This window comes from Pseudorhodobacter aquimaris, from assembly GCF_001202025.1.
GTDB lineage: Bacteria > Pseudomonadota > Alphaproteobacteria > Rhodobacterales > Rhodobacteraceae > Pseudorhodobacter > Pseudorhodobacter aquimaris.
On sequence record NZ_LGHS01000066.1, the window covers coordinates 1 to 17,009 of the forward strand.

Annotated in this window: 20 protein-coding genes, 1 tRNA gene and 2 pseudogenes; 7 read left to right on the forward strand and 16 right to left on the reverse strand. The window is 59.1% G+C overall.

Annotated elements, in window-relative coordinates:
- From istA to AKU94_RS11635, 3 genes and pseudogenes are all read left to right on the forward strand, one after another.
- Nucleotides 1–983: pseudogene (istA, locus tag AKU94_RS11625) on the forward strand (IS21 family transposase); the annotation flags it as partial.
- Nucleotides 984–1,019: 36 nt separating this feature from the next.
- Nucleotides 1,020–1,865: pseudogene (gene istB, locus AKU94_RS11630) on the forward strand (IS21-like element helper ATPase IstB).
- Nucleotides 1,866–2,062: 197 nt separating this feature from the next.
- Nucleotides 2,063–3,370 carry a DnaJ domain-containing protein gene (locus AKU94_RS11635; RefSeq protein ID WP_232295756.1) on the forward strand — a complete coding sequence of 436 codons (1,308 nt, stop codon included), beginning with the start codon at nucleotides 2,063–2,065 and terminating at the stop codon, nucleotides 3,368–3,370.
- Between the two features lie 142 nt (nucleotides 3,371–3,512).
- On the opposite strand, the gene AKU94_RS11640 is transcribed toward AKU94_RS11635, so the two are convergent.
- Both AKU94_RS11640 and AKU94_RS11645 read right to left on the reverse strand, forming a co-directional pair.
- Nucleotides 3,513–3,588, reverse strand: a tRNA-Ala gene (locus AKU94_RS11640).
- Between the two features lie 147 nt (nucleotides 3,589–3,735).
- Entirely contained in the window at nucleotides 3,736–4,077 is a 342-nt protein-coding gene (locus AKU94_RS11645) for a TIGR02300 family protein (protein ID WP_050527585.1), read from the reverse strand.
- 215 nt (nucleotides 4,078–4,292) lie between these two features.
- Between AKU94_RS11645 and AKU94_RS11650 the strand changes: the two genes are divergently transcribed.
- The 3 genes from AKU94_RS11650 to deoD all read left to right on the forward strand — a co-directional run bounded on the left by AKU94_RS11650 (nucleotide 4,293) and on the right by deoD (nucleotide 6,427).
- Entirely contained in the window at nucleotides 4,293–4,979 is a 687-nt protein-coding gene (locus AKU94_RS11650; RefSeq protein ID WP_050527440.1) for a M48 family metallopeptidase, read from the forward strand.
- 37 nt (nucleotides 4,980–5,016) lie between these two features.
- Nucleotides 5,017–5,658: a GntR family transcriptional regulator gene (locus AKU94_RS11655; RefSeq protein ID WP_050527586.1), complete on the forward strand. Its 642-nt coding sequence runs from the start codon at nucleotides 5,017–5,019 to the stop codon at nucleotides 5,656–5,658.
- A gap of 64 nt (nucleotides 5,659–5,722) precedes the next feature.
- The gene (deoD, locus tag AKU94_RS11660) at nucleotides 5,723–6,427 is read left to right on the forward strand and encodes a purine-nucleoside phosphorylase (RefSeq protein WP_050527441.1); all 705 of its coding nucleotides are present in this window, start codon (nucleotides 5,723–5,725) and stop codon (nucleotides 6,425–6,427) included.
- On the opposite strand, the gene AKU94_RS19280 is transcribed toward deoD, so the two are convergent.
- The 14 genes from AKU94_RS19280 to AKU94_RS11720 all read right to left on the reverse strand — a co-directional run bounded on the left by AKU94_RS19280 (nucleotide 6,424) and on the right by AKU94_RS11720 (nucleotide 15,836).
- Complete coding sequence (locus AKU94_RS19280; protein ID WP_083445046.1) at nucleotides 6,424–6,630, reverse strand: hypothetical protein; 207 nt, start codon at nucleotides 6,628–6,630, stop codon at nucleotides 6,424–6,426. The genes deoD and AKU94_RS19280 overlap by 4 nt on opposite strands.
- Before the next feature lie 149 nt (nucleotides 6,631–6,779).
- On the reverse strand, nucleotides 6,780–6,920 hold the full coding sequence (locus AKU94_RS19755) for a hypothetical protein (RefSeq protein ID WP_157056528.1): 141 nt from the start codon (nucleotides 6,918–6,920) through the stop codon (nucleotides 6,780–6,782).
- Between the two features lie 150 nt (nucleotides 6,921–7,070).
- Nucleotides 7,071–7,847 (reverse strand): succinate dehydrogenase iron-sulfur subunit, encoded by a 777-nt coding sequence (locus tag AKU94_RS11665; RefSeq protein WP_050527442.1) that lies wholly within the window; start codon nucleotides 7,845–7,847, stop codon nucleotides 7,071–7,073.
- Between the two features lie 24 nt (nucleotides 7,848–7,871).
- Nucleotides 7,872–8,603, reverse strand: a complete 732-nt coding sequence (locus AKU94_RS11670) for an FkbM family methyltransferase (RefSeq protein WP_050527443.1) — start codon at nucleotides 8,601–8,603, stop codon at nucleotides 7,872–7,874.
- Between the two features lie 3 nt (nucleotides 8,604–8,606).
- Nucleotides 8,607–8,903 carry a hypothetical protein gene (locus AKU94_RS11675; RefSeq protein WP_050527444.1) on the reverse strand — a complete coding sequence of 99 codons (297 nt, stop codon included), beginning with the start codon at nucleotides 8,901–8,903 and terminating at the stop codon, nucleotides 8,607–8,609.
- The gene (locus tag AKU94_RS11680; protein ID WP_050527445.1) at nucleotides 8,900–9,220 is read right to left on the reverse strand and encodes a hypothetical protein; all 321 of its coding nucleotides are present in this window, start codon (nucleotides 9,218–9,220) and stop codon (nucleotides 8,900–8,902) included. The genes AKU94_RS11675 and AKU94_RS11680 overlap by 4 nt, the downstream gene beginning before the upstream one ends.
- The gene (gene sdhA, locus AKU94_RS11685; RefSeq protein ID WP_050527587.1) at nucleotides 9,220–11,022 is read right to left on the reverse strand and encodes a succinate dehydrogenase flavoprotein subunit; all 1,803 of its coding nucleotides are present in this window, start codon (nucleotides 11,020–11,022) and stop codon (nucleotides 9,220–9,222) included. Before sdhA ends, AKU94_RS11680 begins: the two co-directional genes overlap by 1 nt.
- Nucleotides 11,023–11,032: 10 nt before the next feature.
- A complete protein-coding gene (locus tag AKU94_RS11690) occupies nucleotides 11,033–11,404 on the reverse strand; it encodes a succinate dehydrogenase, hydrophobic membrane anchor protein (protein WP_050527446.1) in 372 nt (123 codons plus the stop codon).
- Between the two features lie 10 nt (nucleotides 11,405–11,414).
- Nucleotides 11,415–11,801 (reverse strand): succinate dehydrogenase, cytochrome b556 subunit, encoded by a 387-nt coding sequence (gene sdhC / locus AKU94_RS11695; protein WP_050527447.1) that lies wholly within the window; start codon nucleotides 11,799–11,801, stop codon nucleotides 11,415–11,417.
- A gap of 338 nt (nucleotides 11,802–12,139) precedes the next feature.
- Nucleotides 12,140–13,168 carry a MaoC family dehydratase gene (locus AKU94_RS11700; protein ID WP_050527448.1) on the reverse strand — a complete coding sequence of 343 codons (1,029 nt, stop codon included), beginning with the start codon at nucleotides 13,166–13,168 and terminating at the stop codon, nucleotides 12,140–12,142.
- A 24-nt stretch (nucleotides 13,169–13,192) separates the two neighbouring features.
- Complete coding sequence (locus AKU94_RS11705) at nucleotides 13,193–13,396, reverse strand: DUF1737 domain-containing protein (protein ID WP_050527449.1); 204 nt, start codon at nucleotides 13,394–13,396, stop codon at nucleotides 13,193–13,195.
- A 4-nt stretch (nucleotides 13,397–13,400) separates the two neighbouring features.
- On the reverse strand, nucleotides 13,401–13,943 hold the full coding sequence (locus tag AKU94_RS11710) for an NnrU family protein (protein ID WP_050527450.1): 543 nt from the start codon (nucleotides 13,941–13,943) through the stop codon (nucleotides 13,401–13,403).
- A 10-nt stretch (nucleotides 13,944–13,953) separates the two neighbouring features.
- Nucleotides 13,954–14,805, reverse strand: coding sequence for a (3S)-malyl-CoA thioesterase (locus tag AKU94_RS11715; protein WP_050527451.1), 852 nt, complete (start codon nucleotides 14,803–14,805; stop codon nucleotides 13,954–13,956).
- Between the two features lie 290 nt (nucleotides 14,806–15,095).
- Complete coding sequence (locus tag AKU94_RS11720; RefSeq protein WP_050527452.1) at nucleotides 15,096–15,836, reverse strand: sulfite exporter TauE/SafE family protein; 741 nt, start codon at nucleotides 15,834–15,836, stop codon at nucleotides 15,096–15,098.
- A gap of 155 nt (nucleotides 15,837–15,991) precedes the next feature.
- On the opposite strand from AKU94_RS11720, the gene mdh reads away from it, so the two are divergent.
- Nucleotides 15,992–16,954 (forward strand): malate dehydrogenase, encoded by a 963-nt coding sequence (gene mdh, locus AKU94_RS11725; RefSeq protein WP_050527588.1) that lies wholly within the window; start codon nucleotides 15,992–15,994, stop codon nucleotides 16,952–16,954.
- Nucleotides 16,955–17,009: the final 55 nt, after the last annotated feature.

Sequence of the window (17,009 nt, forward strand, 5' to 3'; positions counted from 1 at the left end):
GGTGAACGGCAGCGTGCGCATCACACGACAGATCGCGGGACTTTCGTGCCGCTGGTGTTCGCGCCGGGCGAGGCTTTCCAGTTCGACTGGAGTGAGGACTGGGCCTATGTCGGCGGTGAGCGCATCAAGCTGTAGGTCGCCCATATCAAGCTGTCGCATAGCCGCGCATTCTTGGTGCGGGCCTATCTGCTGCAAACACATGAGATGCTGTTTGATGCCCACTGGCACGGGTTCCGCGTTTTTGAGGGCGTCCCCGGGCGCGGCATCTACGACAACATGAAGACAGCCGTCGACCGGGTTGGCGTCGGTAAACGGCGCGATGTAAATGCGCGGTTTCTGGCCATGACCAGCCACTACGTCTTCGATCCCGAGTTCTGCAATCCGGCGGCGGGCTGGGAGAAGGGTCAGGTTGAGAAGAGCGTGCGTGATGCCCCCTCTCGCGCATTCGAGCATGCGCGAGAGGGGGCCTGATCACTTTCGATCGCAATCGCTATTCCGTGCCCGCCAGCTTTGCGAACCGGCCGGTGAGCCTGCGCATCTACCCCGACCGGTTGGTGAGTGTCGCCGAGGGGCATGTGATCTGCACACATCAGCGGATCATTGAGCGATCCCACCGCCAGCCTGGGCGCATCATCTATGATTGGTGCCATTATCTGGCTGTCGTTCAGCGCAAACCCGGGGCGCTGCGCAATGGCGCGCCCTTCGTCGAAATGCCCGAACCCTTCCGCTTGCTGCAAGCGAAGATGCTGCGGCAGCCCGGTGGAGATCGGGAGATGGTCGATATCTTGTCACTGGTCTTGCATCACGATGAACAGGCGGTGCTCTGCGCGGTAGAATTGGCATTGGAGGCTGGCGTGCCGACCAAGACCCATGTGCTGAACCTGCTGCATCGCCTGTTGGATGGTAAGCTGACTGACCAGCCAGACGTGGACCCTCCAGCTGCCTTGCCGCTGAGTAAGGAGCCAGAGGCCAATGTCGCACGGCTCATGATGGGTTGCGGGTCCAGAAAGGAGCGCGCGATGCGTCATGATCCCGCTGGAGCTGCCATCGTCATCATGCTGCGCAGCCTGAAGATGCGTCACGCCGAAGGCGTGCTTGCAGCACGACGCATGGCGCAGGCTGTGCAGGATCTGCATGAGCAAGGGTCGCCCGCATTTGAAGCCGCGTCACGCTGAAAGCGTGCCTCTGGCACGACGCCGATCCTGTCGCAGATGCTCAAAGCGGAAATGGCCGAACGCGAGGTGCGCTCTATCGCCTATCACATGAAGGCGGCGCGCTTTCCGGCTTATAAAGACCTCTCTGGCTTTGACTTCGCTGCCAGCGAGATCCGTGAAGCCTTGGTCCGCCAACTCCATCGTTGTGAGTTCATGGACGCTGCCGAGAATGTGGTGCTGATCGGAGGCCCGGGAACAGGAAAGTCGCATGTTGCAACCGCCCTCGGCATTCAGGCCATTGAGCATCACCGCAAGCGTGTGCGCTTCTTCTCGACGGTTGAACTGGTCAATGCGCTGGAGCAGGAAAAGGCACTGGGTAAGGCCGGAAAGATCGCTGAGGCATTGGTCAAAACTGACTTGGTGATACTGGATGAGCTGGGATATCTGCCGTTCAGCGCCTCTGGCGGCGCGCTGCTCTTCCATCTTCTGAGCAAACTGTATGAACGCACCAGCGTCATCATCACCACCAACCTGAGCTTCAGTGAATGGGCCAGCGTCTTTGGCGATACCAAAATGACCACAGCACTGCTCGATCGTCTCACCCATCGCTGCCATATCCTCGAGACCGGCAATGACAGCTACCGCTTCAAGGCAAGCTCCGAAACAGCAAAGAAAAAGCGAAAGGAGGCAACAGCATTGACGCCATCATAATCAGCAGATCATAACGAACAGGTGGGTCAGTTCTCAGTGACAATCAACAGCGAAGGTCTCTGAAAGAACTCGAAAATGGGGCGTAGATAAGAGTGCAGCACTGATATTAAGATTGATTTGACGAATGTCTCCTTCGACGGATCGCACCGCAGCATCTTGCCGGGAAGCCGAAGGTCAACCTCGAAAAGCTGACCTTGTTGCCGCTGCCACCATCTCCGGAGGTCTGGACCAGCCAGGTTGCGCTGCCTGCGACCTCTGAAACATTCGAGGATGCCGAAGGCGCTTGGCGTGAACTCACCGTAGAGGCGATAGCGCCCGCGGATCGCCCGGACCCTGCCTTCCGGAAGCACTTCACCACACGTGGCGGAGTCCTTTCCTTCGATGATCTTGCAAAGTCCGAGGCAAGCCTCGGTGCGCCGGGCGCAGTGATGTTCACCTCCGAGCAGGGCGGCACCCCAGTGATCGAACGACTGGAGCGCCCGATCTATGCGCTCGATATCCATCCCGAGGGCAAGGGCTTCGCGACACGGTCGAAAACGACTATCCTGACCGTCTATCGTGAGGACCTGAAAGTCGATTTCGAGACAGACCTTTCCGCCACGCCCGAAGTCGCAGCAGGGCGCCGCCGTCTCGATCTTGACGTGGAAGGTGGTTTCCTTTGGGGTGAACCCCACTTGGCGCTCAACTGCATCGCGCTCAGCCCTAGCCGGGACCGCTATCTTTACACGCATGTGGATGAAGCGTGGTGTATCGACCGGGACGGAAAACCTCTCTGGGGCGTCCGCATGCCTGAGTGTCCTGTAGAGACCTATCATCAGACCTTCGAAGTGGGCGGCATACGCGGGCATACGGGAACCGCCGCGGAAATCGAGGAGGCACTCGAAAAGCTTGAGCTTGCGCTACCGGTAACGCCGGATGAGATCCGGCAGAAATACCGCGGCTTGGTTCGTCAGCTGCACCCGGACCTCAACCCCGGCAACGAAGAGTGGATGAAGGCGGTCAACGCGGCTTACGAGGCGCTGACTGGGGCCAGCCACGATGATCTGCAGGGTAAGGGAAATGCCGAAGACTTGCTGACGTTCTCCGCCACCGTGACGTTCATGACTGGCGGCGGTCCTGACCGCCTTCAGGCTGCGGCCTTCTCGGGGCGTGGCGACTCGGTGTTGCTGGGAACCTCCCAGGGGCGGGTCCTGCGCATCGATGCTTCCGGCAAGCCGATCGCTCTATACGATGTGGGCAGCGCGCCGATCCGGGTCCTGGACACGGATCGCTACCTCTACATCCAGACATTCACCCGGCTTTACGTGCTCGAAGGGAACCGCCTAGTGGGGCTGCAGGACTGTCCGAATTTCGGGGGGCAGCTCAGTCATACGTTGTGCGAGAGATGCATCAGAGTGCAACGTTGCCCCGATATCAGTTGCTTACCGCTGATCATCAGTAACATCGTTAGGTTGTTTCGCATCGCATCTTATCTGTTACACTGTTCGGCTATCGGTACAGCGTAAAGTGCTGGTTGTTAGGACAACAAACAAGTTGCCAACATAGCCCGATAAACTGAATCAATTTAGCTAAAATGCTAATTTCCTGCAAAACCGTAAAACTTACCCTACCAGAAGTAGTCTATTATGGGTGTTTAAGAATTTGTGATGGTGGAGCCTAGCGGGATCGAACCGCTGACCTCCTGCATGCCATGCAGGCGCTCTCCCAGCTGAGCTAAGGCCCCATCATTTTGCAGAACCGCTGCATCGGTAGCTGCTATTTAGGGGAGGGGCGCAGGCGCTGCAAGAGGAAAAATCATCCAAATGCGAAAACCGTTAAACAAGGTCGGGTTTTCGCGGCAACGCCTGTGCCCAAGCCTTCCCCATAAGGCTCAGTTGTCGTCGTCAGGGCTGCTGACATCAGCCAGATCGTCCAGCGATACGGTATCATCGCTGTCATCTTCCAGCAGATCATCACCCTCATCGTCCGAATCATCGGTTTCGACAACAGCCAGCAGATCGTCATCTGCATCCAGATCGTCGACCAGTGGTTCATCATCGTCTTTTGCGGTTTCGGCACGGCTAGACGCGGTCGACGTGATTTTGCGACGTGCGCTGTCGATATCCACAACCTCACCCGTATAGGGGCTGACGATCGGGTTCTTGTTCAGGTCGTAAAAGCGCTTCCCGGTGGTGGGGCAAAGGCGCTTTGTACCCCATTCTTCCTTGGGCATCATATTCCCCTTGTGACATCGGCTGGCAACGGTACCCATGATGGGCCGGACCATACCAGCAAAAGGGTCGCTTGCCACAGGTCTGCGCCCCTGTCAAAGGCTTTTGCGTGTGGCTGGCTGGTGTTTGGTCTTTCTGGTCGCTGCTGGACGTCTAAGGGGCTTGCAGCAGGCGCGCAGCACGGGCATTCTGGCTCGCGCAAAGGAACAAGGATCTTATGCCCGTCTTGCCTGGCCCCCCTCCTGTTGAAGTGACGTTGCGCCGCACTGCGCGGGCGCGGCGTATGTCGTTGCGTGTGTCGCGGCTGGACGGACGTGTGACATTGTCACTGCCACCCGTGGTGCGGGAGGCCGAGGCGATGGCCTTTTTACACGCGCAAGAGGGCTGGATCCGCAAGGCGCTGTTGAACGTGGTGCAGGGCGGTGTTGTGGCATTGGGGGATGAGATCCCGGTTGAGGGACGCTTGGTTCGGTTGATGCCGGGGCAGGGCCGCAATCTGGTGCTGACGCAGGATACGCTTTTGGTGCCGGGCACGGCCGAGCGGGCAGGCGCGCGGGTGGCCGCCTACCTTAAAACCCGCGCGCGGGACCGGCTTGCTGCGGCCTCGGACCATTATGCGGGCCGTATCGGGCGACAGTACCGGACATTGACCCTGCGCGATACGCGGTCGCGTTGGGGGTCTTGTACCTCTGAGGCGGGCTTGATGTATTCGTGGCGTTTGATCATGGCACCGCCGGAGGTGTTGGATTATGTCGCCGCACATGAGGTCGCGCATTTGATCGAGATGAACCACTCGCCCCGGTTCTGGGCCATTGTGGCTGATCTGAGGCCTGATTACGAAGTCCATCGCCGTTGGTTGAAATCCGAAGGCCATGTCTTGCACAGCTATCGGTTTACGGGATGATGGGGGGAAGGGGATGTTGACGTCAAGCGGCACGCCGATGTTGCGCGCAGTGGACCCGAATGCCGCCGCGCATGAACGGCTTTACCGGACGTTGCGCAGTCAGGTGATGTACGGGGAATTGCCGCCGGGACAGGCACTGACCTTGCGCGGCCTTGCGCGGACCTTTGGCGTTTCCATGACCCCGGCCCGAGAGGCCGTGCGCCGTCTGGTGGCCGAAGGGGCCTTGTCGCTCTCGTCTTCGGGGCGGGTGGCCACGCCGGAACTCTCGCCCGAACGCTTGGAAGAACTGGCCTCTATCCGCGCGCTGTTGGAGCCAGAGCTGGCGGCCCGTGCCTTGCCGCGGGCCCATTTCGCGCTGATCGACCGGCTGGCCGCAATCAATGTCGCCAATACCGAGGCCGTCCAACGTCAGGATGCGGTGGCCTATCTGCGCACCAATCTGGAATTTCACCGCACACTTTACCTGCGCGCCCAAGCGCCTGCGATGCTGGCGCTGACCGAAACTGTCTGGCTGCAGCTTGGCCCGACCATGCGCGCGCTTTATGGCCGTTTGCGCCGGAATGAGCCGCCGCCCTATCACCGCCTGATTTTGGGCGCACTGAAGGCCGGTGATGAACCCGGCCTGCGTCTGGCCATCCGCACCGATGTCACCCAAGGGTTGCGGCATCTGGCCAGTTGATTTCAGGGCTTTTACTGGGCGTTCCGGTCGCTTAGGCTGTCGGTGAACCGCAGCGGAGGATCAGATGACCATTCATATCGGCGCCAAGCCCGGCGACATTGCCGAAACCGTTTTGATGCCGGGCGATCCCTATCGCGCAAAATGGGCCGCCGAGACCTTTCTTGAGGACGCCAAGCTGGTCAATGAGGTGCGCGGGATGCTGGGTTATACCGGCACCTGGCGCGGCCATAGGATTACGATCCAAGGCTCAGGGATGGGGATGCCGTCCTTGTCGATCTATGCGAATGAGTTGATCCGCGATTACGGTGCGCAGACCTTGATCCGTATCGGTTCGGCGGGGGCGATGCAGCCGCATGTCAAGGTGCGCGACCTTGTTCTGGCGATGTCGGCCTGTACCCTTAGCACCCCGTCGCGCGGCATTTTCAAAGAGCTGAATTTTGCCCCCACCGCTGATTTTGGCTTGCTGCATGCGGCATGGGCGGCGGCACAGGATATGGATGCGACCTGCCACGCGGGACAGATCTACTCGTCCGATGTGTTCTATGACGAACGGCCCGACCTGAATGAACAGATGCAACGTCACGGCGTTCTGGCCGTAGAGATGGAGGCGGCAGAGCTTTATACGCTGGCGGCGCGCTATGGTCGTCGGGCCTTGGCGGTGCTGACGATCTCGGATCATTTGCTGACCCATGAGTCCTTGCCAAGCGATCAGCGTGAACGCAGCTTTGGCGATATGGTTGAAGTGGCGCTGACGGCGGCCTTTGCCTAATTCTTGCGTGGCCTCAGGCAGTCGCGGGGTTCCTTGCCCGCGGGTGGGTCCATATGCGCCCCGCAGGCCGCGCAGACATAGTGGTTCGGCCCGCCCGTCCGGTCCAGCCGCCAACGACATGCGCGGGTCAGCGTGGAGTTGCGGCGTGACAGCCACATGTACAGCAAGGTGCCGATAAGAAGCGCAAGAAGAAGCAGAGGCATTCTGACCTGAGGGTAGGGGATATGTTCAGGCAAGGCTAGCCAGAGTGTGTCGACTGTCAAGCGTTCTGCCTGATAAATGGTCGACCTATCCTATCCGGATATAGGGGCGCGGGTTACGCCCCTGCGTGATTTTTGGTCTTTTTCGAATATCAGGCAGCGGTCAGATATTCGCAATATTCCGGCGTTTCACAGGTAACCTCTGTTTCGGCGTCGAAATAGGCATAGGCCTGCTCAAGAGCTTCCAAAGCGGCTTTGGCTGTGTCGTCGGCGACGTTGATTTCGTTCGTCATGTGAACCTCGTAAGGGTAAAAGGTTCCTCCCGCCTTAGTATCTAGTCTTGATGGCACAGCATAACAAGTTGCTATTTCTGCATTGCAGCATTGCGTTTGGCGCACAAAAAAACGGCCCGCAAAGGGGCCGCTTTTCAGAATAGCGTGGGATCAGACGACCCGTTCGACCATCTTTTTCTTGATCGCCGCAATCGCCTTGGCAGGGTTCAACCCTTTGGGGCAGGTCTTGGCGCAGTTCATGATGGTATGGCAACGGTAAAGCTTGAAGGGATCTTCCAGATCATCAAGCCGCTCCGGTGTCGCCTCATCGCGGCTGTCGATGATCCACCGGTAGGCATGCAGCAACGCCGCCGGCCCAAGGTAGCGGTCAGAGTTCCACCAGTAGGACGGGCAGGACGTAGAGCAGCAAGCGCACATCACACATTCATAAAGACCGTCCAGCTTTTCGCGGTCCTCAATGCTTTGACGCCACTCTTTCGCGGGCGTGTTGGTCTTGGTTTCCAGCCATGGCATGATAGAGGCGTGCTGGGCATAGAAATGCGTCAGATCGGGGATCAAATCCTTGACCACAGGCATATGCGGCAATGGGTAGATTTTCACATCGCCCTTTACCTCGTCCAAGCCGTGAATACAGGCCAGCGTGTTGATGCCGCCAATGTTCATCGCGCAAGATCCGCAGATCCCCTCGCGGCAAGAGCGGCGGAAGGTCAGCGTCGGGTCAATCTCGTTCTTGATCTTGATCAGCGCGTCCAGAACCATCGGGCCGCAACTGTCCATGTCGACGAAATAAGTGTCGACCCGTGGGTTTTCCCCATCGTCCGGCGTCCAGCGATAGATCTGGAACTTGCGCACGTTGCTACCGCTTGGTTTTGGCCAAGTTTTGCCAGTGCGAATGGTGGAGTTTTTGGGCAGGGTGAATTGAACCATCGGTCCCTCTCCTTACGTCTTGGGTTATGCGGGGTCCGGTGAATGCCACCGGGTGAACAGGACATCCATCAGGCGCGGGGCGCCGCCACCTTTGCCATCGCCGGTCATCCGCAAGACATCGCGGAATTCAAGGCCGGCAGCGGCAAGGCGGGTGATGATCTGGCTGGGCGGGGCGATACCGGCAAAGCGCTTTGTCAGCGACAGTTCCAATATCACAAAGTCTGTGCGTTTGAGGGTTTGCTTGGCGCCTGCAAGCACCTCATCCTCAAACCCTTCGGTATCGATCTTGAGGCCGACACGGCCGGGAAAATCAGCGGCAAGCAGGTCAAGCGTGGTCACGGCAACCTCGCGCGCCTCTATCCGGGTAAAAGTAGAGGAAATACGGTCCGTACGGGTGCCAAGGCTGGCCATTTCGCCATGCTCACCCTTGTCGGAAAAGGGGATGTTAAGCGTCATTCGCCCCGGCATCCGGCCCAATGCGGTTTCAAAAAACTGCGCTTTCTTGGGGGTCTTGGCATCATTCAGTACGGCCCGTGATTCCACGCGCGGATCGACCAGAACAAAGCGGGCGTCGGGAAAAGCCCCATAAAGAAAAGGCGTGCCAAGGTCGACGCCGACATCAAACACCACATCAGGCGCAAGGCCAAAACTTTGCAGATGCCCGGATTTGGACTTATCCGCAACCGCCGTCAGCCCCTTGCGCCGCAAAAAGCGGTTCACTTGGGGGCGGTCGATCTGGGCGTGTTGCAGGGCCATATGCTAGCCCTTCCAGTCGCTGCGGGAATAGAGCGGCTGCGACGGTGGCTGCCCCGATTTTTGATAGACGCATTGATCAAACACCGCCGAAGGGTCGCGCCCCATCAGATAATCAGAGGTGACGCCCATTTTGAAGCGCGCAAGCGCGTTGCCCTCGCTGTTGACCCCGACCCCCATTTCGCCATGCGGACCAGTGGTTGAATAGGCGCGGCCAAGGCATTGACGTTCAGCCTGCTCAACCGAAACCGGACCGCAGGCCGTCAGGGCCAAAAGTGCTGCTGCCGCGCCGCGCCCGATCATAGCGATAACCCCGGAATTCCGGCCCCAAGCACACATTGCACGGTGGCCGGGCGTTTCAGGATGGTCGCGATGGTTTGTACGGTGCGTGTGCCGGCACGGGTGCCAACGTCCTTGGCCAAAAGCAAAATCTCATCCGTGCTGGCATTGTCGAGGACGCAAACAGTCACCGCCTCGGCCTGAGGGCCGGGCAGACGTTGTTGCACCACCGGCAGGACGACCGTTTTTGCCGTGCTGCGCGTGATTTGCTCCACCGGGTTGGTGGTTGTGCAGGCAGAGGCTGCCAGCACAAAAATCAAAGGCAGGGCCAGAGCACGCATCAGTACACGCGCGCTTTGGGGGCAATCTTTTTCAGGTCGATACCGCCTTCTTCTTGCTTGGTCAGCGGGTCCATATGCACCGGCCGGGTCGTTAGCGTTACCTTGTTGCCGTCAACATGTGCCAGCGAATGGACCCGCCAGTTTACATCGTCACGATCGGGATAATCCTCATGGGCATGGGCACCGCGGGATTCCTTGCGTGCCTCGGCGGCCACGATGGTTGCCAGCGCGTTGGGCATCAGGTTGCCCAGCTCCAGCGTTTCCATCAGATCCGAGTTCCAGACCATCGAGCGGTCCGTCACCTTGAGGTCATCCATCTTGGCGGCGATCGCAGTCATCTTGACCACACCTTCGGCCAGCGTTTTGTCGGTGCGGAACACGGCGGCATCAGCCTGCATCGTGGTCTGCATCTCCATCCGCAGCTCGGCGGTGGGGAGAGAGCCGTCTGCGTGGCGCACCGCATCAAAGCGATCAAGCGCCTTGTCGACCTCGGCCTTGTTCACCGGCTCATTACGCTCTTTGGGGTTCACGATCTCACCGGCGCGAATGGCGGCGGCACGACCGAATACCACAAGGTCGATCAAGGAGTTGGAGCCAAGTCGGTTGGCACCATGTACCGAGGCACAGCCCGCCTCACCCACAGCCATCAGGCCGGGGAAGATGGCATCGGGGTTGTCCTTGGTCGGGTTCAACACCTCACCAAAGTAGTTGGTCGGAATGCCGCCCATGTTGTAATGCACGGTCGGGATAACCGGGATCGGCTCTTTTTGCAGGTCGACACCGGCAAAGATGCGCGCGGATTCCGAAATGCCCGGCAGGCGCAGGTCCAGCGTCTCTTTGGGCAGGTGGTTGAGGTGGAGGTGGATGTGGTCCTTGTTCGGCCCGACACCACGTCCTTCGCGGATCTCGATCGTCATGCAGCGGCTGACAACGTCGCGGCTGGCCAAGTCCTTATAGGTCGGGGCGTAACGTTCCATAAAACGCTCCCCTTCGGAGTTGGTCAGATAGCCGCCTTCGCCCCGCGCCCCTTCGGTGATCAAACAGCCGGAGCCATAGATGCCGGTGGGGTGGAACTGAACGAATTCCATATCCTGAAGGGCCAGACCTGCGCGGGCAACCATGCCGTTGCCGTCGCCGGTGCAGGTATGCGCCGAGGTGGCCGAGAAGAACGCACGACCATAGCCGCCAGTGGCCAGCACAACCATCTTGGCGTTGAACACATGGATGGTGCCGTCATCAAGTTTCCACGCAACGATGCCGGTGCAACGCCCGTCGGTGATGATCAGGTCCAGCGCGAAATATTCGATAAAGAATTCGGCGTTGTTTTTCAGCGACTGACCGTAAAGCGTGTGCAGGATCGCGTGGCCGGTCCGGTCCGCTGCGGCGCAGGTGCGCTGCACAGGGGGGCCTTCGCCGAATTCGGTGGTGTGGCCGCCAAAGGGGCGCTGATAGATCTTGCCTTCTTCGGTGCGCGAAAACGGCACGCCGTAGTGTTCCAGCTCGTAAACCGCCTTGGGGGCTTCGCGTGCGAGGTATTCCATCGCATCGGTGTCGCCCAGCCAGTCGGACCCTTTTACGGTGTCATACATATGCCACTGCCAGTTGTCCGGCCCCATGTTGGAAAGAGAGGCGGCGATGCCCCCTTGGGCGGCAACAGTATGCGAACGGGTCGGGAAAACTTTGGTGACGCAGGCGGTGCGCAGGCCCTGTTCGGCCATGCCAAGCGTTGCGCGCAGGCCGGCACCGCCAGCCCCCACAACAACGACATCATATTCATGCGTCTCGTATTCATAAGCGGTCATGGTCTGTCCCTCAAAGCGCGATGCGCGCAAGGGCGAAAAGCCCGGTTGCGGTGATCGCGTAGGAAAGTGAAATGGCGATGATGACAAGCACGCGGCGGGTCGAACCCTGCGAGTAATCCTCGATCATCATGGTGGCGCCTTTGGCGAAATGGCGCATGCCGACGAAGATGACCAGCGCGGTCAGGATCGCGGGGAAGGGGCGCGCAAAGGTTGCAACGACCTCTTCTTGGGTGCCGCCAAGAGCAGAGCCGAAGATATAGAGCCACGCAGGCACCATAAAGGCCAGCCCGACGGCAGAGACAGTCATATACCAATGGTGTTCGGTGCCGGAATGGGCAGAGCCCTTGCCCATAGCGCGCTTGCGGTCGGTCAGATAACGCATGACAGCCCCCTTATTGCACAAGAATGATTGTGATGATGGTCAGAACGACCGAACCGATGATGCAGGCCCAGCCCAGCTTTTCGGCAGTGGAAATATCGAAGCCCTTGCCCGAATCCCAATACAGATGCCGCAGCCCTGCAAGGTAGTGATACCAGATGGCCCAAAGTGAGGCGGTAAAGACCAGATCCCCGAACCACGATGTCGCAACCGCATTGGCGGTGGCGAAAGCGTCCGGCGATGTTGCGGCGGCCAATAGCCACCATACCGCCAGCATTGTACCAACGATCAACCCGTTGCCGGTGATCCGCGTCAAGATCGATGTCATCGACGTCAACTGTGGGCGGTAAATCTGCAAGTGTGGGGAAAGGGGGCGTTCAACCCGCTTTGCGTTTGCCATTGTTTCATCCCTCGTGGCTGCGCCCGGCGGGGTAGGCCCGCGCTGTAGGCTTGCTGCTTTGATATATGCATAGCCTATTTTCAGCCCGAGTCACGAGAGGAGACGCGAAAAATCGATGGTTTCACGGTAGTTGATGCAGAAAAATGATGTATGTGATCACGTTATTGCAGTCTGTGATCACATTGAGGGGCGTTTCTTTGTCCCGTGGACTCTTGTTTTACACGCCAAAGAAACAGCAAAGGCCATGGCGCAGGAAAACCATAGGAGGCAAATGGCAAGGTCTGGGGATCGGGCGTATATTTGTGATCACAAATATACGCCCGATCCAAACGTAGCCGCTAGGTGGGGATCAGCGCCCAGTAGTCGAGGTCCAGCAAGACGGATGGATTGTATTTCCCGTCCTCACCGCGCAAGGCAAAGGGGGCGGCACCATGTTTGACTGCCACAAGCCGAAGGCGGATGGCACCGACACCGGGGGCAGAGGTTTCGGCCTTGTCGAGCACCTCGGACCAAGCCCGCACCGTATCGCCGGCAAAGCAGGGGTTGGCATGGGCACCCGCATTCAGCGCCACAATCATCTGCGCATTGGCCAGCCCGTTGAACGACAGCGCCCGCGCCAGCGAGATTACATGCCCGCCATAGATCAGGCGGCGGCCATCCTCGCGGTTGGTGGCGTCGAAATGCACCTTGGCGGTGTTCTGCCACAGACGGGTGGCCAGCATATGTTCGGCCTCCTCGACGGTGACGCCGTCGATATGGTCGATCTGCTCACCAATGGCATAGTCGCCCCAGCGATGCGGCTCTCCGGCCAAGGTGAAATCGTAATCCGTGAAATCCAGCCCCTCGGGGATCACCAAACGGTCAGGCGTGACGGTTTTAGGCAGATCAGGGATCACGGTCTCGGGCGCGGCCGTATCGCGGTTTTTGCGCACCATGACCCAGCGGACATATTCCAGCACCGCCTCGCCGCTTTGGTTGATCCCCCGCGTGCGCACATAGACCACGCCGGATTTCCCGTTTGAGTTCTGCTTTAACCCGATGACCTGCGATTCCGAACGCAGCGTATCGCCCGGATAGACCGGCGCCAGCCAGCGCCCGTCGCCATAGCCAAGATTGGCCACGGCATTCAGCGAAATGTCGGGCACGGTTTTGCCAAAGACGGTGTGGAAGGCGATCAGGTCATCCATAGGTGACCCCTCCAGCCCGCAGGCCACCGCGAAATTATCCGAGGAATAAAGCGCATGTCGCGCTGGATAAAGCGCATGGTAAAGCGCGCGCTCCCCCTCGGCCAAGGTGCGGGGGACGGCATGTTGGATCACCTCGCCCAAAGTGTAATCTTCGAAAAATCGGCCGGGATTGGTTTTCATGGCATCGCTCCTTGGCAGCGGGGATCAGTGTTGACCCAGTTTGATGTCGGGTGAATAGGTGCCGGGGGCCTCCTTGACCACGGCCTGACCACAGCGCATCACGCCCTTGGCCGCATCCCACGCATAGGTCGGAGAGCCGTGCAGCTCCCACCCTTTGTTCAGCGCATCGGTCACTTTGTGGCAAAACGCCGAGGTGTCTTCTTCGGTCAGCAAGCGGTAAAGTTTCATGGGATTATCCAAAGGGGTTATAGCCAAGCCAGATATGGATGGCAGCAGTGAGTGAGAATACGACCACGGTCGCGATCAGCGCGGTGATCTCTTTTTTCACCGCCACCGCGTGATATGGGCCGGGCGGGGCGACACGGTTCAGCACGATGACCTCGGCCAAGGCCCAAGCGAACAAGCCGCCAAACAGCAGGAATGAGGGCGTATCGCCATTGACCAACAGGTGCGACAAGGCCCAGAGCTTGACCGCCGTCAGCTGCGGATTGCGCACCCATTTGGTGATCCGGGTTTTGGCGCCCGAGGCCGCAAAGAGGTAGAACGCAAACAGCATCAACAGGTTGTTGATCCCCGTCAGCATCGGGCTGCGGCCCCAAAAGAAGGTGCCCTCGGCAGCGCGGTAACCGACGGTCATCAGCACAATCGCGACCACCGAACCGATGGCCACAATTGCCTTGCCCTTGTCGCCAAACCTTGCGCGGTGAGCGGGGGCAATGCGTTTCCAGAAATGCACGCCGGACCACAACAGCAGTCCAAGAAGGATCAGAAGCATAAATCGCCTTTTATGTTTGGCTCATGGCCTTGATGGCCGCAGCTTTGGCCAGAGTCGCCTCTGCGGTCACGATATGCAAGTTCTCAACAATCTTGCCATCGACAACGGCCACGCCCTGACCGGCGGCTTTGGCGGCGTTAAAGGCGTCGATCTGACGTTGGGCGGTCTCAACCTCGGCGTCGCTGGGGGCAAAGGCCTGATTGGCGATCTCAAGCTGGGCGGGGTGGATCAGGGTTTTGCCGTCAAAGCCCATGTCGCGCCCCTGTTCGCATTCAATGCGCAGCCCGTCCTCATCCTTGAAGGCGTTATAGACGCCGTCGACAATCGTCAGCCCCTGCGCCTTGGCGGCCAAAAGGCACAGGCCAAGCCCCGCCTGCATCGGCAGACGGTCGGCACGGAAACGGCTGTTAAGCTCTTTGGCCAGATCATTGGTGCCCATCACCATCCCTGCCAGCCGCGGATGGGCGGCGATCTCGGCGGCGTTGAGCATGCCAAGCGCGGTCTCCATCATCGCCCAAAGCGGCACATCGGGGATAAGGGCGGCCACCGCATCCAGATCCTTGGCCGAGGAGACCTTGGGGATCAACAGCGCGTCAATCTTGGCGCCCTTAAAGGCCGCGATGTCATCCGCGCCCCATTCCGTGTCCAACCCGTTTACCCGCACGATGCGCACACGTTTTCCGTAATCCGCTGTGGCCAGTGTTTCGACCAAAAGTGCGCGCGCGGCGGTTTTCTCATCAGGGGCGACGGCATCCTCCAGATCAAAGATGATCGCATCGGCGGCAAGGGTCTTGGCCTTTTCCAGCGCCCGCTCCTTTGATCCGGGGATGTAAAGTGCAGAACGGTAGGGGCGTGTGGTCATGATTCTCTCCCAAGCAATAATGTTGCGCTATGGTTTCCGTTTTTGGCACAATCGGCAAGAAGATATTTGCCGCAGTGCAGCAACCCCTGAACGAAGCGTTAACTTTTTATACGTCTTTGATGTGCAGGTTTCCCCTATGCCGTAGACCCGAAGGATGCGGTGGGATGGATTGAAATCAAGGGGATGGTTATGAAAGATAAACTTTTTGCGCTCTCGTTCGGGTTTGCCGCGCTGATCCTTTTCACCAAGGCGCATGCACAGGTGTTTGATACAGGTCAACAGGTCGCCTGCTATGCCACGGCGACCCAGAGCATGCGTAGCGAGAGCAGCAGTAGCGCCCATAATACCAAATTATAAAACAGTTTTTCCGGAAGAATGTGGACCAGCCGCACCCCGGCGAACACTGCCAGAATGGCCGGAACGATCAGCCAGATCACGAGGGCCGGATTGTCAAAGTGCAATATCCCGATTGACCAATAGGCCGGCAGTTTGACCGCATTTACCCACGCAAAAAGCAGGGTCGAGGTGCCTGCGAAAATGGCCTTTGGCATCCGTAGGGGGACCGCATAAATCTGATAGGGGGGGGCACCTGCGTGGCTGATGAAGCTGGTAAAACCGGCGGCGGCCCCCCAGAATAATCCGGGCATAACCTTCGGGCGTTGTGCCTCGGATCGTGCGCCCCATCCCAGCAAGCGGCTGATGGCAAAACTGCTGCCGAGCAGGCCGATGACCCCGCCAACCACGCCTTCAGAGACCAGACTGGCCGTCGCCCAGCCGATCCCCACGCCGATCGCGGTTGCGGGGATCATAATCTTTAGCACCGTCAGATCATAGGCGCGCCGATAGGCATAAACCCCGAACCAATCCGACACGATATAGATCGGCAACATCAGCCCTGCGGCCTGCATCGGTGGCATGACCAGCGATAGAATCGGCACGGACATCATCGCGACCACGGGCAAACCGCCCTTGGACAGTCCGACCGTAACCGATGCCAACACGGCCACCGCCCAAAAGCCCAGCCCCTCCATACCCACCTCTTTACCGTTCCTGTCGCAGCTTTAGCGCAAACATCACGGCGTGCAACAGCGCAAAGGGCGGTGCGGCGACGCTGTGCCCTTGCTTAATGCGCTTCAAGGGTCTACGCATCGCGCATTCAAATCAACCCGACCCGGAGATTGAAATCATGGCCAGACCCAAGATTGCACTTATCGGCGCGGGGCAGATTGGCGGAACACTCGCCCATCTCGCCGCGATCAAGGAATTGGGCGATGTCGTCCTGTTCGATATTGCTGAAGGCACCCCGCAGGGCAAAGCGCTGGATATCGCGCAATCCGGCCCTTCCGCAGGCTTTGACGCCGTGATGAAAGGCGCAAATGATTACGCCGACATCGCAGGCGCTGATGTCTGCATCGTCACCGCAGGTGTGGCGCGCAAACCCGGCATGAGCCGTGATGACTTGCTGGGCATCAACCTCAAGGTTATGAAATCCGTGGGCGAAGGCATTGCCAAACACGCGCCGAACGCTTTTGTGATCTGCATCACCAACCCGCTGGACGCAATGGTCTGGGCTCTGCGTGAGTTTTCGGGCCTGCCGCACAACAAAGTGGTTGGCATGGCCGGCGTTCTCGATAGCGCCCGCTTCCGCCATTTCCTTTCGGTAGAGTTCAACTGCTCCATGCGCGATGTGACGGCCTTTGTTCTGGGCGGTCATGGTGACACCATGGTGCCGCTGGCACGCTATTCCACCGTTGGCGGCATCCCGCTGCCCGACTTGGTGGCAATGGGCTGGACCACACAGGACAAGCTGGATGCGATCATCCAGCGGACCCGTGACGGCGGCGCGGAAATCGTTGGCCTGCTGAAAACCGGTTCGGCATTCTATGCGCCTGCAACCTCGGCGATCGAAATGGCCGAAGCCTATCTCAAGGACCAAAAGCGTATGCTGCCATGTGCGGCCTATTGTGATGGCGAGTTGGGCGTGAAGGGCATGTATGTTGGCGTGCCAACCATCATCGGCGCTGGCGGCATCGAGCGTATCGCAGAGATCAAGATGAACGCAGCCGAGCAGGCGATGTTCGACAAGTCGGTTGCTGCCGTACAAGGTTTGGTTGCGGCTTGTAAAGAAATCGATCCGTCACTGGCCTAAGATTTGGCTTATCACGTTTCAAGGGCGTCCGTTCGGGCGCCCTTTTTGTTTGCGC